The sequence below is a fragment of the Herpetosiphon sp. NSE202 genome, assembly GCF_042688385.1.
GTDB lineage: Bacteria > Chloroflexota > Chloroflexia > Chloroflexales > Herpetosiphonaceae > Herpetosiphon.
Genome location: NZ_JBHUPY010000011.1, coordinates 104,915 through 120,274, shown reverse-complemented (window position 1 = coordinate 120,274; position 15,360 = coordinate 104,915). Strand labels below are relative to the sequence as shown.

Genomic DNA, 15,360 nt, shown 5'->3' with positions numbered 1-15,360 from the left:
TGCTCTAGGGGTGATCGAAGTAACCCGGAGGCAATCGCTATGCTGGAGGAGATTTTCGCTCCGCAATCGGTGGCTGTGGTGGGAGCATCTCCCGATCCATCACGTCTTGGTCACCGTGTCCTCAAAAATGTTATTGACAATGGCTATCAAGGGCGAATCTACCCGATTCATCCCACCGCCAAAGCAGTTTTAGGCCAAACGGCCTACCCGTCGGTCGCTGCTGTTCCCGATGAAGTTGAATTGGCAGTTTTAGTTATTCCACCGCAGCATGTGCTCAATGTCGCCGAAGAGTGCGGCCAAAAAGGCGTGCGCGGTTTAGTCGTGATCACCGCAGGTTTCAAGGAAGTTGGCGGTGAAGGGGTGAAGCTTGAACACCAATTGGTAGAGATTGTGCAACGCTACGGTATGCGCATGGTCGGCCCCAATTGTCTTGGTGTGATTGATACCGTCAGCCATTTGAATGCTTCGTTTGCAGCATTAATGCCCGCTGATGGCGAAATTGCCTTTATGTCGCAATCGGGCGCGGTCTGTACCGCCATCCTCGATTGGAGCAAAGAGGCGAATATTGGTTTTTCGCGCTTCGTCAGCCTTGGCAATAAATCCGATGTTGATGAAGTGGCGCTGTTGCAGGCATGGGGCAACGACCCGCAGAATAAAGTCATTTTGGCCTATCTGGAAGGTATTTCCGATGGCCCGGGCTTTATTCAGGCCGCCCGCGAAGTGACCAAACGCACGCCCGTAATCGCGATCAAAAGCGGGACAACTGCTGCTGGCACGCGGGCAATTTCTTCGCACACTGGCTCGTTGGCAGGCAGCGAAAGCGCCTACGAATCGGCCTTTGGCCAAAGCGGGATTGTGCGGGCGCGCACGATGGAGCAATTGTTTGATTTTGCTTTAGTTTTTGCCTATCAACCTTTGCTGGCAGGCCCACGGGTGGCAATTGTTACCAACGCTGGCGGCCCGGGCATTATCGCCACCGATGCAATTGAGCGCGATGGTTTGCAAATGGCCGAATTTAGCCCCGCAACCATCAGCCACCTGCAAGCCAACTTGCCGCCAACCGCCAATGTCTATAATCCGATCGACGTGATTGGCGATGCCAAAGCCGATCGCTATCGCACTGGGATTGAAATGGCCTTAGCCGACCCCAATGTTGATGCGGTGTTGGTGTTGTTCACGCCGCAAGCTGGCAGCGAAGCCGAAGCCACGGTGGAAGCCATGGCTGAGCTTTCAGCCAACCAAAGCAAGCCGATTGTGGCCAGTTTTATGGGCGCATATAGCATCAAGCCAGCGCTCAAATTGCTCAATCAACATAAAATTCCCAACTACGAATTTCCCGAACGGGCCGTCGCCGCCTTGGCTGCAATGTGGCAACATCGGCGCTGGCGCGAACAACCAGCCCTAACCTATGCTCGATTTGATGTCGATAAAGACCATGTGCGCGATTTGTTTGCCCAAGTACGCGAGGCTGGGCGAGTTGAGCTTGGCGAAATTGAGGCCCGCGAAGTGATGGCAGCCTATGGCATGCGTTTGCCCGATAGTCGGCTAGCCCGTTCGCCTGAAGAAGCCGCCGAAATCGCCAAGGAAATTGGTTTTCCAGTGGTGATGAAAATTAGCTCGCCCGATATTTTGCATAAAAGCGATATTGGTGGCGTGCGCGTGGGCATTGCCGACCCCCAAGCTGCCAGCGATAGCTACGAATTAATCGCCTATCGTGCACGTAAATTCAGCCCCAACGCCCGCATTTGGGGGGTGTTGGTGCAGGAAATGGCGCGTAAAGGCCGCGAAGTGCTGGTCGGGGTCAGCCGCGATCCGCAGTTTGGGGCATTAATTGGCGTGGGCATGGGCGGCATTTATGTCGAAGTGCTCAAAGATGTAGTGTTTCGGCTTGCGCCGTTGAGCCGCGAAGAAGTGCGCGAACAACTGCGGGCAATTCGTTCGTTTCCGCTGTTGCAGGGCGTGCGGGGCGAGCAAACCGCCGATTTAGAAGCCGTCGAAGATATTGTGCTGCGCGTCAGCCAATTGGTCAGCGACTTCCCCGAAATCGTCGAAATGGATATTAATCCGTTGGTTGTCTACAACCGTGGCGAAGGCGTAATCGTGCTCGATGCCCGCATTATTCTGCAAGGATAGATTGAAAGGATGAGGGATGAAGGATGAATTATGAAGCGCAAGAATCGATCATCGATGGATGATCCAAGCTATCTTCATCCCTGATCTCGCATTATTTGATAAATGCTCGATGGAAAGGATGAGTTTTTCATCCCTCATAATTCATCCTTCATCCTTTTGATAAAGGAGTTTCGCTATGGCAACGCTGTATGTTGCATCAACAGAATCATATGTTGGCAAGAGTGCAGTTTGTGCTGGTTTGCTGCGCCAACTCAAGGATCGCCAGATTGATGCTGGCTATATGAAGCCTGTTAGTGTTTCGGTGACTCATACTCCAGAAGGCGCGTTTGACGAAGATGCTGCTTTTATTCGCGAGAGCTTTGGTCTGAGCGAGCCGTTGGAGCAAATTGCCCCTGTGCTCTTGCGCCGCACTACCATCGAAAGCATTTTGCGCGGCGAGCAGCACGATTGGGCGGGCGCGGTGCAACAGGCCTTTCAAAGCATTAGCAATAATCATCAAGTAACGATTGTCGAAGGCACCAATAGCTGGGCCGAAGGCTCGTTGGTCGATCTCAGCGCTGATCGCGTGGCCGATTTGATCGATGCGCCGATGGTGTTGGTTTCGCGCTATCGCACGACCTTAACCGTCGATGCGATTTTATCGGTGCAACGCTTCGTCGGCAAACGGCTCAAGGGCGTAATTCTCAACCAAATCGAGGAAACGCGACTGGATTTTGTGCAATCGCACGTTGTGCCGTTCCTTGAGCAACGCGGGATTGCAGTGTTGGGTTTGTTGCCGCAAGATATTGCGCTCTCTGGCATTCCAGTTGAGGATTTGGTCAGCGAGCTTGGCGGTAGCGTGATTGGCGCTGAGTATGGTCAAGGCAAAATCGTCGAGTCGTTGATGATTGGGGCGATGGGAGCAGAGGCGGGCCTCTCGCACTTCCGCCGCCGCGCCAACAAAGCAGTAATCACAGGCGGCGACCGCACCGATTTGCAACTAGCAGCCTTGGAAACCTCAACCAACGCCTTGGTCTTGACAGGCAACTTTCGCCCACAGCAATCGGTGATTGATCGCGCTGAACAACGCAACGTGCCGATCATCACGATTGCCGATGATACCTTGACCGCTGTTGAACGAATTGAAAACATGTTTGGTCATGTGCGCTTGCACGAACGCACCAAACTCGAACGCTTCACCAAACTTATGGCCGAGCGCTGCGATTGGCCACGCTTAGATGCGATTTTGGGCTTGTAATTTGCTCAACAAAACCCCCGTGTTCAGCATAGAACACGGGGGTTGTTTTTTAGCCTTGAAGCAAAAGATTGAGCCTAGCGGTAGCGCCATTGTTCGTAGTGTTGGCCGACGTTGCCCATTTCCACTTGCCAATCGGCGGGATTGCTGGGGGTGTAGGTCAGCACGCGGCGCTCGAAGGCTTGTACCAGCACTGTTTGCTCAACGCCGCCAACATAGACTTTGGCCCAGTAGGCTTCGCTGATTGGGTAGCCCAAGGCAAAGACCCAATCCATCACTTGGCCTTCTTGGACTTTGCCGTTTTGATTGACCAAGCCTTGACGATTGACAAAATTCCAGAAGGCGCTGGGAATGTTGTGGCCAGTTTCGGGCACGTAATGCACCAGTTTGGCAGCATCGTTGAGGTTGCCAGCATAGGCACTAACTTTGCCACTACGGGCTAATTGCTGGTCGGCGAATTGGCCAGTGCGGTCGTTGGTTGCGCCCAAAATGCTGCTAAAGCTCGCATAGGTTGGAGCCGAAGCATCGCCTAAGTCGCCAGCAATGTTAATTTGGGCTGGGGTGCGCTGCACATAATTGCTATCGCCAATTTGAATTTGGCCTTGAATCAATTCTTTGGCCAACAAACCGTTGGTGACAAACCATTGGCTTTGGCGATCGCTCTCGAAATCGCTAATTTCCATGCGCGATTTATCGAAATATTGCACTTGGCGTAAACCACCAGGCGATTGATCGTAGACTTCGGCACGAGCTTGGCCGCTGTTTGGCCCCCACAACCACGAACGCACAGCTTGGCCGCTGGCCACTGGCGAATCGGCGTGCGTCCAAACTTTGTTGAAGGCTGGATCAGCGAATTTGCCATTGCTGCGAGTATCGAAGTTTGGCAATTTGTTGCCCGAAGAATTGGTTGGCGTTGGATATGCCGAGGTTGGCGTGCGGGTGGGCGTTCCCGTCACGGTGCCAGTTGTCGTTGGCGTGCGCTCGTCATCGAAGGTTGGGGTCAGATCATCTTCATCGAGGGTTGGCGTAATTTCGCCATCATCGAAGGTTGCGGTTGGCTGCATCGTCGGCTGGCCTTGGTTGGCGTTGCTCTTGATCTGGAAAGTCAAGGTGTAATCGATAAATTGATTACCAACATCGCCCACATTTTTGACTTGCACAAAGTAGAAGCCATCGACGACTGGCGCGAAATCGATTCGCGAATCTAAGCCCGATTCATAATCGTCGTTGAAATCGATAATCGTCGTGCCGTCGCGATCAGCCAGCACCATCACTGTATCGGCCCCAACACTGAGATCCGAGGTAAACAGCGAATAGATTTTGCCCGATTTGCCGAAGAATTTGACCCAATCTGCATCGCCGCGTGGACACAAACGATGGTCGGGATGCACTTCGCCAACCACAATCAAGGGTGCAATTTCGGGCAAGCCATCTGGCTCATACAAATCTTCGCAGATTTCGGGGATGAGGGTTGGCGTAGGGCCGTAGCTCTCGCTGTTGAGTACCACCGTGTAGAGTGCGTCAACAAAGCCGCGTCCGGCGGAATCGCGCACCTTGATATAGTATTGGCCGTTAGCTGGCGCGCGCCACGATTGAATCCGTGGCTTGATATCGCTGGGATCGTTGTTGCGTGGAAAGTCGTCGTTGAAGGCTAATTGATTGCCATTGCTATCGTAGAGCGTCAACGAAAGGTCGAGGCCATCGGTCATTTGTGTAACATCGATGGTGTAGACTTTGCCCTCTAAACCGCCAAACAAAAGCCAGTCTTCATCGCCAACTGGACAAATTGCATGGATTTGCGGCACATCGACTTCAATTCGGCGCGCTTGGCTGCGGGTGTTATCAGGCTCGAATTTATCGTTGAGCGTGCCACCACTGCCATTACATACGCGGCCCGGTGTACCAGTCGTTGTGCCTGTTGGTGCTGTTGCGGTTGGTGTTTGGGTTCGGGTTGGTGTTGCAGTTGGCGCTACAATTCTAATTTGAATATCTACAATACGGGTAATTTGAGTTGTGCCTGACGTACCACGTACGCGTAAGCGTAATGCATATGTTTGTAATGCAACCGTTGTGCCAACATTTACAGTTGCAACAATTGTAATAGAGTCCCCAGTAGGTACTCCGGTCACTGGATTAATAGGATCGTCAGTAAAACCTGTGGGCAGGGGATCAAAGAAAAAATCATAATTCAGAGATTCAAATCCTGGTCCGTTTGACGTATTATAAACTTGAAATGTAAATTGAACAGTTGATCCTGGAGTTGTAACAACTGAGAACGAATTTGGATCAACATAAAAATTAGGCACATTTGGGGCTTGGGGCTGAACTGGGGGCGGCGTGACAGGCCGCGCCAACACGCCAAGCGGCGTTAATAGGCCAGCGAGCACCACAAACATCAATAAACGCATCCGTTTCATAGGCAACTTCTCCGCTTCAAGGCAGGTGATTAATTGAAAGACATAGGGTTAAAAAGAGCAGCATTGCTATTCTGGCCCATTATAACGTCAAATATTGATTTTGGGGCAAGTGATTAAAGGTTCCCTCACCCCAACCCCTCTCCCGTGGCGCGGGCGAGGGGCTTTAATCATGTGGTTCTTGCAAAATGCGTTGGTGTACTATAGATTCCCTCACCCCAACCCCTCTCCCGTGGCGCGGGCGAGGGGCTTTAACACGCTGGTTCTTGCGCAATTCCTTGGTGAACGACGGATGCTCCCCCTCGCCCGCGTTCAGTGGGAGAGGGGGCTGGGGGGTGAGGGAATCTCACTTACAACTGGTTAATCATGCTGTTTTCGAGAATTGGCTGGGCTGCGCCATTTTGGGCCACGCGCAGCATGGCTTGGGCTAATTGATCAGTCGTGGTCACATATTGGGGCATGAAGCGTTTTAATACAGGATACAACGGGCCAATCAGGCGATAGAGCAGTCGATAGAGCCGCGTTTTGGAAACCACGCCATGCTGCGGCTGAATAAAGCCCGGGCGCAGCATAAAAGCCTCAAACGGCAGTTTCAACAACTCTTGCTCGGTTTGGCCTTTGATTCGTGCCCACATTGTGCGCGAATTGGGATTGGTTCCAGAGCCAGAAACATACAAAAAGCGCGATTGCGGATTAAGCCGCGCCAAGGTTTGAGCCACATGCATGGTTAAATCGTAGGTGATTGAACGATAAGCAGCCTCAGTCATGCCCGCTGCCGAAACTCCGAGGCAAAACAAACATGCATCATAACCAACTAATTCATGTTCAATCGGCGCTAAATCATAGAGATTGCAATGCACAATTTCACCAAGCTTGGGGTGGCTTTGGCCTGTCGGGGTGCGGCCAACACACAACACTTGCGCAACCGCCGGATTCAACAAACTCTCGCGCAACAACCCTTGCCCAACCATGCCAGTTGCCCCAAAAATGATTATCTTCATCGGCAGTTCCTTTATTTTTTAAGCTAAAGCCTAAAAGCCTTAGCAATCCACAAGCTAAATAGTAGATGTAATGGTACATGAGGTTAACCACCGCCTGATCCCCTCACCCCAACCCCTCTCCCGTCGAACGGGAGAGGGGCTTTACCGCCGTGGTTCTCTCCCAATTCCTTGGTGCACCACGGATGCTCCCCCTCGCCCGCGTTTTCGTGGGAGAGGGGGCTGGGGGGTGAGGGGACACGGTTGCCAAGCCAATGAACCATTACAAGTAGCCCAGTACAGGCAATGAAAGATCATCGCCTAAGTCCCTCGCCCGCTCTGTGGGAGAGGGGTTGGGGTGAGGGAACGCAGCTGTGTCATTTAAGCCTAGCACGATTTATTGCCAACCGACAGCCAAAATTAGTGCGAAGAAAAACGGTAGCCGCAAACCCCAACCATCGCTATACTGAATTCAGTCAATCGGTCATAACCACAGGAGTGTCGCAATGCAACAACTAATGCTCGAACAAGTCGCAACGCCGATTGGCGATGTGGTCATTATCAGTAGCCCTCAGGGCGTGGTGTATCTCGATTTTGGCGATAATCAAGCTCGCTGCCAACGCTTGCTTGGCCATCGCTATGGCACGTTTGAATTGATTCCAACCCCGCAAAGCGCTTTGAGCGCAGCAGTTGCCCACTATTTTGCTGGCGATCTGGCGGCACTTGATCTAATTAAGGTTGATCTGGCAGGCAGCGAGTTTCAGCGCAAAGTTTGGTTGACCCTCCGCGAAATTGGCGTGGGTCAAACGATGAGTTATGGCCAATTGGCGGCCAAAGTTGGCACGCCCAGCGCTGCCCGCGCCATCGGCATGACCAACGGCCTAAATCCAATTAGCCTTGTGTTGCCCTGCCACCGCGTGATTGGAGCCAACAAAAGCTTGACTGGCTATGCTGGCGGCTTGGAACGCAAACGCTGGTTGTTGCGCCACGAAGGCGCTCAATTTAAAGATCTGCCCAAGCAAACGAGTTTTGAATTAGTCTGAAAGCAGCAAAAATGTTAACTGAAATTGAGCCAACGCTTCCAAGCCACAACGAAATGGTTGCGCATATGTTGCAATCGGATGCCAGCTATAACGGCAAATTTATTACCGCCGTCAAAACCACAGGCATCTATTGTTTGCCAAGCTGTCGTGCGCGCAAGCCCAAGCCCGAGAATGTTGAGTTTTTTCATAATCCCAATGCGGCCCAAGGGGCGGGCTATCGTGCCTGCAAACTTTGTCGGCCTGATGATTTTTATCGTGGCTTCGACCCTGAAGAACATTTAACCGAGCAATTGATCGAATCAGTGCTGGCCCAACCTGCTGCGTTTGGCGATGTTAAGGCTATGGCCCAAGCAGCGGGCGTTGGCCAAACCAAATTATTCGAATTGATGCGGGTTTATTATCACACCACGCCAGCAGATTTGTTGCTGCATGCGCGCATTGAGGCTGCCTGCGCTTTATTGTTGAACAGCGACCAAACGATTATTGCGATTGCGAATGAGGTTGGTTTTGATAGCCTTTCGAGCTTCAACGAAAATTTTCGCAAGCAGACGTTGCTCACGCCAAGCGATTATCGGCGCATACCCGAAACTGGCCATTTTAGCCTTAGCTTGCCGAGCGATTATCCAAGCCGCCAAATTTTGGGCCAGCTTGGCCGTGATCCAGTCAGCTTAACTGATCGGGTTGTGGATCAGACGTGGCTCAGCACGTGCCGCTTGAATGGGCAAACTGGGGTTTTGCTCAGCGTCACAATCAACCAAAATCATGCAGAATGTTCAATCGTGGAGCAGCCAACGCTCACGCCCAGCGACTATGCCACAATTCACCAGCATATCGTCGCTGGCTTGGGCTTGCGCAACGATCCTAGTCGCTTCGAGGCTCACGTTGCCAAATCGCCAGCACTTTTGCCCTTGATTGAGCAACAACGCGGCCTGCGCATGCCTTTGGTGCATAATCCGTTCGATGCCTTGGTTTGGGCGATTTTGGGCCAGCAAATCTCGCTCGCAGTAGCCTATCGCTTGCGCCAACGCCTAACTGCGCTGGCAGGGCAACCATTAATCAATGATTTTTACCTTGCGCCAACCCCAAGCGCCGTTGCCGAACTAAGCATTGAGCAACTGCTGCCGTTGGGCTTCTCCAATTCCAAGGCGCGTTATTTAATTGATACGGCGCAGGCGATTGTGGCCGGAACCTTGCCCTTGGCCAGCTATGGCAGCAAATCGGCCACGCGGATCGAGCGCGAACTGTTGGCCTTGCGCGGCATCGGCCCATGGACAGCCCAATATGTGCTGATGCGCTCGTTTGGCTTTAGCGATTGTGTGCCGGTGGGCGATAGTGGCTTGACCAGTAGTTTGCAGGCATTTTTTCAGCTTGAGCAACGGCCTGATCGTTCAACAACTTTGGCGTTAATGGCCGCATTCAGTCCTTATCGCAGCCTAGCAACCTTTCACCTTTGGCAACGCTTGAAGCCAATGTAACGAAGTTTTGATCCACGAAGGACACGAATCTACACGAAGACTGGCTCATTGGTTCGCTCGTAGTTCACTAAAACTCAGCGAACCACTAAACCCAACATTCGTGCTCTTCGTGCTCTTCGTGGATCAAAATGCCATTACTTTGTTGGTAGCAATTGCGTGGCTGGGTAGGCGATTGCCAAGACGCTGCCTTGCGTGGCTTGGGCTAGTTGGTCACGATTAACGTGGTTGGGGGCAATTTCAGCTAGTGGTTGTAGCACAAAATCGCGCTCGAACATCCGCGGATGCGGAATGATCAAATCAGCGCTATTCAATTGCTGATCGCCATACAACAAAATATCGAGATCAAGCGGGCGTGGCCCGTAGCGTAAGCCTGGCCGTCGCCCACAATCGTGTTCGATCTGTTTGAGCAAGGCGAGCAGCGCATGCGGCGCTAAATCGGTCATACCAGCAACCACCGCATTCAAAAACGGCGGTTGATCTTCTACATAGGCGGCGGCTGTTTCGTAGACGCTCGAATAGGCGGTTAATTGAACTGCTGGCGCTAAGGCAGCCAAGCCAGTTTGCAAGTTGGCGAGCCGCTCGCCTTGGTTGCTGCCAATCGCTAAATAGATTGTAATCACGCTGATACCTGTCGTTGATCTAAGGCTCGCAGGGCATCGCGATAGCCCATTTCAAACAAAGCTTGATGATTTTTGCCCTCATAATCGACAATCCATTCTAAGGGCATCAGTTTTTGCGGCGCAATCACCAATGGCTCGGCCACGCGATAGGGCATCGTGCCCGGCCAGCGCAATGATTGGTCGCCAGTTTTTTCGGCGGCGGCTGTCAGGCGATGCGCCGCTTCGGCAATTTGGTTATAAACTTTGAGTAGTTTAAACGATGCCCGATACGAAGCCAACAAAGCCCAATCCAAAGTCAACCACAACGATTGCGCCAAATCGCTAGGCATGGCTTCGAGATGTTGGTCGCCATCGTTAGGGTCGGCATCCCACGGAGTCATCATCACCACAATAATTTCTACATCGCCGCCAGCATGCTCAATGACTGGGCCAAGCGGCGTATTGGCCAACACCGCGCCATCCCAATACATATCGTCGCCAACTTGGGTCCACGGGTAAACCGCCGGAATGCTCGACGAAGCCATAATATGCTCGATGTTGAGCTGATCTTGGGCTTGGCCATCGAGCTTGTGGTTGCAAAACACCCGCAACGTGCCGCGTCGCACATCGGTGGCGGTCAGCAGCAAGGTTGGTGCAGCAGCGCTATTGATGCGCTCAAAGTTCATCCATGTGCTGAGTGTGCGTCGCCATGGCGCGGTATCAAGCAAACTTTTGAATGGCGTTGTGCTAAAAATGCTGCGAAATTTATGCCAAATGCTGGGGCTATGCAAATTGCGATCAGCCTCAGGCGTTTCCGCTTCAATCTGATCATCGCCGCCATGCTCGTCAGAGGTCAAAATCGAGCGCAGCAAAAAACGCATCAGCGGGCGGCTAATCGTCGGCAAATCATTCGAAAGCTGTTGCACATCCTCAGAGTGCATATGCAGCCAGCGTTGGCGCAGGTTGGCCACGGTCATGCCTGAGGCGAGGGCCGCACCATTAACTGCGCCAATCGAAGTGCCAGCAATAATATCTGGCCCTTGGCCATCGCGCATCCAGCCGCGTTCGACGAGCGCTTGCATCACGCCAACGTGATAGGCTCCTCGGCCCCCGCCCCCAGAAAGCACCAAGGCTTTTTTCGTCATAGCACCCTCGCAGCTTGGCAAAACTCAAATACACCATTGCTCAATGTTCGGCAAGGCGTTTGCATCTGTCAGTTATTAGAACGCGATTTAGAAGATGTCTTCCTCGTCTTCGTCGTCGCTGATGCCAAGATCAAGCAGCACCAAATTATTCAGGGTTGGCGAATGGCCAAAGGCTTCTTGACTACTGCGGGTCAGTTGGTTGCCCCACAAATCAAGCTCTTGCAACTGGCCAAGGTTGCTGCTGTTGGCCAAACTGGTTGCACCAGCATCGCCAATCGCATTTTCGGCCAGATACAGCACTGCCAAATTGCCCAAGCTTGTGCTGGTGGTCAAGGCTTGCACGCCAGCATCGCCAATTGCATTATCATTGAGCAACAAGGCCTTGATGTTCGTAACATGTGCTGATTCAGCCAAGGCAGTTAAGCCTTCATCGCCAATCGTATTCGAGCGCAAATCGAGCCGTTCGGTGTTGGCTAGCACTGGCGAGTTGGCCAGAGCGCTAACCCCATCAGCATCAATATTGGTTGATGAGAGATTGAGGGTTACAATGCTGCGCAGATAGGGCGATTCGGCCAACGCTTTGGCTCCAGCAAAACCCACATCATTATCGCTCAGGTCAAGGTGGGTCAAATTGCTCAATTGCTCGTCGGCGGCGAGGGCTTTAATTCCATCAGGGCCAATATTGTTGTTGCTCAAGTTGAGGGCAGTTAATTGATTGAGATGTTGGGCTTTGGTGATTGCAATAATTCCAGCATCGCCCAACTCATTGTGATCAATATCGAGCAATTGTAGGTTGACTAGGGCTTTGCCTGCGACTAAGGCTGCGCCGCCCTCAGCGCCAAGTTGATTGCGATAGAGCCGCAACTTGGTTAATTGAGTCAGGCTGGTCGAGGTGCTCAAGGCTTGCACGCCAGCAGCACCAATTCGATTGCGATACAGCTCTAGTTCGGTGAGTTTACTCAGGTGAGGTGATTGGGCCAAGGCAATCAGGCCTGCATCGCCAATTTGGTTGCGTTGCAAGCGCAGAGTGCGCAATTGGCTTAAGTGGGGCGATTGCGCCAGCGCGATCACTGCGTCATCAGTTAATTGATTTTCGCTGAGATCAAGCACGCGGACTGTGGCCATGTGTGGTGAGCGTGCCAACGTATGAGCGACAGCATCACCCCAATTGCGACCATTGAGGGTTAGTTGGGTCACGCCAACTAAACGCCGTTCACGTAAGGCGGCCTTGAGTTCTTCGACGGTGGACACATCATCCAAGGAGACTATGTAATTTTTAAGCTTTGCCATCGTAACGACCTCTGTGTCGGGTTATTTCATTGTTGGTTCATTGTAGCATACTGCCCTTGGCGATTGATTCCCCCGCAATGGCTAGGCTACGAAGCGTATTCGTAAGGGGTGTTGCTAGTTCGCGTCAGCATTCGCCTGCTTGACGTTGCCTACACTCTACCGTACACTGCAAGCAGTCTACTCAGGAGTTGTATCCTATGCCTCGCGTAATTGCCGTCACCAACTTCAAGGGCGGTATTGGTAAGACGACTACCACAGTCAATGTAGCCGCCGGTTTTGCCATCAAAGGTGCCTCAGTGCTTGTGATCGATGTTGATCCACAGAGCAATGTGCGTATGTGTTTTGGGCATGCCGAACCCCGCCGCTCGCTGTACGATGTTTTGATCGATAATAAGAAAATTCCTGATTGTGTCGTGCAAGTACGCCCAAATATCGACCTACTTGCTTCGAGCGATGCCTTGTTGCAGGCGCAATCGGATATTGGCAAACGCCCAGATTGGGGTCGGGTGCTCGAAAATGCCCTACGCCCTGTCGTGCGTAATTATGATTTTGTGTTGATTGATTGTAGCGCTTCGTTGACCGTGCTGAACTTAAATGCGCTCATGGCGGCCTCGGACATTATTGTGCCAACCGCCTTGGAGCACTTGGCCTTGCAAGGCTTGCGCCAACTTGGCCGGAATATCACCCGCATCAAAGGCACAATGGGCGCGCTGCGCATGATTATCCCAACCATGTTCGATGGGCGTAATCGCCAATCGCATCGCTTGCTCGCTAGCTTGCGTGAAGAATATGGCACTTTGGTTACTGATCCTGTGCGGGTTAATGTGCGACTTTCTGAGGCTACCGCCGAAGGCAAAACAATTTATGAGTATGATCCACGCTCGAATGGGGCGATCGATTATGCTGCCTTGGTCGAAAAGCTCAGCGAGGTGTTTAATTTCCAAGCCAAGCCCATGCCGGAGCAAGTTGCGCAACCTGTGAATAATGGTTTGTCGAATCCTGCCCGAACGGTTGCGCCAGTTGAAATTCCCCCGCCACCACAACCAGCGCTGGTGAGCAATTTGCAAGCTGAAGAAAAGCCCAACTTTCGTGGCCCAGTGCGCGAGGAATGCCCGCATTGTGGCAGGCCATTAGAGCAAGTGATGCTGGCAGGCTATCGGGTTTATTTTTGCGACCATTGCAAATACAAGCGCCAAGAATTGGCCTCGGGCGTGCGGCGCTAAGAATATTTATGCACTCGTTGTAAGCCAAAGATGATAGCAATCATCCAAATTGCAGCAAAGCCAAGCCTTAAACGGGCTAGGTTGGTTGGGCTGACTGTCAGCCATGAACCTAATAACTGATCAAGTCCACTGGCAATTAATTCAACTCCAGCCAAGTTTAGGCCAAATAAGCTGGCATAAATTGCGAAGGTGATGATTCTTCGCCGCCGGCCATTGCTGATGCGCCAGGCTAAAATAACGCAGCCAAGCACCACAACGCCGCTGACTAGCCAACTCCAAAATTCAATTGTCATTGAGGTACCTTAAATCAAACACACCTGAGGAAGTATAGCATGGGGCAATTGCAAGGGGAGATAAAACACAACCCTGTGTCGAATCAATAACAATTAAGCTTATTGGCCGCAAAATGTGCAAACAGCTTGGGCTTGTGGTTCAAACGCTGCTGCCAATGGCGCAGGATTGATCAGGCTGGTTGCCAAAATCAACAACGCCAAGGCGGTGATGATTGCCAGAGCCAATGTGCGATTGAATGGTTGGGTTTGGATGTTCAACATAGCCTGCCTCCGAATTAACATTGCGTTAGAACTAAGGCTAGTATCGCACCCTGCTGTGACAAACAACGTCACACTGGTTTAGGCCTTTGCAAAGCCAAAAAAAAGCCCTACTTACGTGATTCGTAAGTAGGTGCTATTGGCGCGACCGGAGGGACTCGAACCCCCGACACTTGGTTCCGAAGACCAATGCTCTATCCACTGAGCTACGGTCGCAACGCCTATAGAATACCCTAAACTAGGCTTTGTTGCAAATGCTAAAAACCAAACGCCCATGGAATTCCATGGGCGTTTGGCTGTTCTCAATGCTGTGTGGAGGAAACCGAGGGCGAACTGGCTTATTTGGTCAAGGCTTCGCGAGCGCGTTCAAGCTCGGTGTTCAAGCGTTCTTCGCCTTTGGCGCGCAAGTTGGCAATGATGTCGTCAACGGTTTTGCCATTGGCTTGAGCCACTTGCTCCAAGGTTTTGCCTGCTTGAACTTCGGCTTTTACTTGTTCAACCGTCAAGCCGGTTACTTCAGCGGTTGCTTGCACCAGCAAATGTTGGCCCCGCCCGCCACGACCTGGGCCTTTAGCGTCAACCACGCCTTTTTGGTTCATCAGGGTTGGTGCTTCGGTTTTGGCGTTGCTCAAGCGTTCGGTTTTTTGAGCTTCAGTAATTTTGCCGCTGCTGACTGATTCGTTCAGTTTGGTTTCTAATTGGGCCACAGCTGCGTCAATCACTGCTTGTTCGCTGCTGCCGTTGGCGGTGGCGATTTCGGTCAATGAAGTGCCTTCAACCAACTTGATGCGTACATCAGCAGTGGTCAGTTTGGTCAAGGCTGCGGTTTGCTCAACCAATTGATGATGAATGCCCATGCCGCCGCGTTGACCCATACCACCACCACGTCCGCCACGCTTGCCAAAGCCAAAGCCTGGGCCGACGTTTGTGCTATCAGGTGTGGTTGGCTGAGTTGTGGTGCTATCAGGCATGGTTGGGGTTTGGGCGCTGGTGTTGGTTAAGCGCCCACCAACAAACACTAAGCTAAAAGCGATTGCCACAATTGCTAGCCATTTTCCGATTGTTTTCATACAGCCTCCGTTGTGTCGTGTTTTTCGATATGGCTTGAGCATAAACCACTGCTGTGAAGAACGTATGAAGTAAAGTGTGAAGAATGAAAGCGAAGAACATAGAACATAGAGCATAGAGCATAGTCTTTGATAGAAATTAGAACCACAAAACGAACACCCCTCGCCCGCGTCCAGTGGGAGAGGGGCTGGAGGTGAGGGATGAAGGG

At 52.1% G+C, this 15,360-nt stretch carries 13 protein-coding genes and 1 tRNA gene; 5 read left to right on the top strand and 9 right to left on the bottom strand.

Features of this window, described 5'->3' with window-relative positions:
* The first annotated feature begins 39 nt into the window (after positions 1-39).
* Both acs and ACFMKP_RS13850 read left to right on the top strand, forming a co-directional pair.
* On the top strand, positions 40-2,133 hold the full coding sequence (gene acs / locus ACFMKP_RS13855; protein ID WP_382292558.1) for an acetate--CoA ligase alpha subunit: 2,094 nt from the start codon (positions 40-42) through the stop codon (positions 2,131-2,133).
* 175 nt (positions 2,134-2,308) lie between these two features.
* A complete protein-coding gene (locus ACFMKP_RS13850) occupies positions 2,309-3,370 on the top strand; it encodes a phosphotransacetylase family protein (RefSeq protein WP_382292557.1) in 1,062 nt (353 codons plus the stop codon).
* Between the two features lie 74 nt (positions 3,371-3,444).
* On the opposite strand, the gene ACFMKP_RS13845 is transcribed toward ACFMKP_RS13850, so the two are convergent.
* Positions 3,445-5,784, bottom strand: a complete 2,340-nt coding sequence (locus tag ACFMKP_RS13845) for a hypothetical protein (protein ID WP_382292556.1) — start codon at positions 5,782-5,784, stop codon at positions 3,445-3,447.
* 347 nt (positions 5,785-6,131) lie between these two features.
* Entirely contained in the window at positions 6,132-6,782 is a 651-nt protein-coding gene (locus ACFMKP_RS13840; RefSeq protein ID WP_382292555.1) for an NAD-dependent epimerase/dehydratase family protein, read from the bottom strand.
* A 482-nt stretch (positions 6,783-7,264) separates the two neighbouring features.
* Between ACFMKP_RS13840 and ACFMKP_RS13835 the strand changes: the two genes are divergently transcribed.
* Positions 7,265-7,801 carry a methylated-DNA--[protein]-cysteine S-methyltransferase gene (locus ACFMKP_RS13835; protein WP_382292554.1) on the top strand — a complete coding sequence of 179 codons (537 nt, stop codon included), beginning with the start codon at positions 7,265-7,267 and terminating at the stop codon, positions 7,799-7,801.
* Between the two features lie 11 nt (positions 7,802-7,812).
* Positions 7,813-9,276 carry a DNA-3-methyladenine glycosylase 2 family protein gene (locus ACFMKP_RS13830; RefSeq protein ID WP_382292553.1) on the top strand — a complete coding sequence of 488 codons (1,464 nt, stop codon included), beginning with the start codon at positions 7,813-7,815 and terminating at the stop codon, positions 9,274-9,276.
* Between the two features lie 134 nt (positions 9,277-9,410).
* On the opposite strand, the gene folK is transcribed toward ACFMKP_RS13830, so the two are convergent.
* From folK to ACFMKP_RS13815, 3 genes are all read right to left on the bottom strand, one after another.
* The gene (gene folK / locus ACFMKP_RS13825; protein ID WP_382292552.1) at positions 9,411-9,896 is read right to left on the bottom strand and encodes a 2-amino-4-hydroxy-6-hydroxymethyldihydropteridine diphosphokinase; all 486 of its coding nucleotides are present in this window, start codon (positions 9,894-9,896) and stop codon (positions 9,411-9,413) included.
* Positions 9,893-11,020 carry a patatin-like phospholipase family protein gene (locus ACFMKP_RS13820; protein ID WP_382292551.1) on the bottom strand — a complete coding sequence of 376 codons (1,128 nt, stop codon included), beginning with the start codon at positions 11,018-11,020 and terminating at the stop codon, positions 9,893-9,895. Before ACFMKP_RS13820 ends, folK begins: the two co-directional genes overlap by 4 nt.
* 87 nt (positions 11,021-11,107) lie before the next feature.
* Positions 11,108-12,310, bottom strand: a complete 1,203-nt coding sequence (locus ACFMKP_RS13815; RefSeq protein WP_382292550.1) for a hypothetical protein — start codon at positions 12,308-12,310, stop codon at positions 11,108-11,110.
* 197 nt (positions 12,311-12,507) lie between these two features.
* Here ACFMKP_RS13815 and ACFMKP_RS13810 point away from each other — a divergent pair, with 197 nt between their 5' ends.
* Positions 12,508-13,533 (top strand): AAA family ATPase, encoded by a 1,026-nt coding sequence (locus tag ACFMKP_RS13810; protein ID WP_382292549.1) that lies wholly within the window; start codon positions 12,508-12,510, stop codon positions 13,531-13,533.
* Here the strand turns inward: ACFMKP_RS13810 and ACFMKP_RS13805 are convergent.
* From ACFMKP_RS13805 to ACFMKP_RS13790, 4 genes are all read right to left on the bottom strand, one after another.
* On the bottom strand, positions 13,530-13,826 hold the full coding sequence (locus ACFMKP_RS13805) for a hypothetical protein (RefSeq protein WP_382292548.1): 297 nt from the start codon (positions 13,824-13,826) through the stop codon (positions 13,530-13,532). The genes ACFMKP_RS13810 and ACFMKP_RS13805 overlap by 4 nt on opposite strands.
* A 99-nt stretch (positions 13,827-13,925) precedes the next feature.
* Positions 13,926-14,087 (bottom strand): hypothetical protein, encoded by a 162-nt coding sequence (locus tag ACFMKP_RS13800; RefSeq protein ID WP_160319534.1) that lies wholly within the window; start codon positions 14,085-14,087, stop codon positions 13,926-13,928.
* 137 nt (positions 14,088-14,224) lie between these two features.
* Positions 14,225-14,300 (bottom strand) — tRNA-Arg (locus ACFMKP_RS13795).
* Positions 14,301-14,422: 122 nt separating this feature from the next.
* Positions 14,423-15,154 (bottom strand): hypothetical protein, encoded by a 732-nt coding sequence (locus tag ACFMKP_RS13790; protein ID WP_382292547.1) that lies wholly within the window; start codon positions 15,152-15,154, stop codon positions 14,423-14,425.
* Positions 15,155-15,360: the final 206 nt, after the last annotated feature.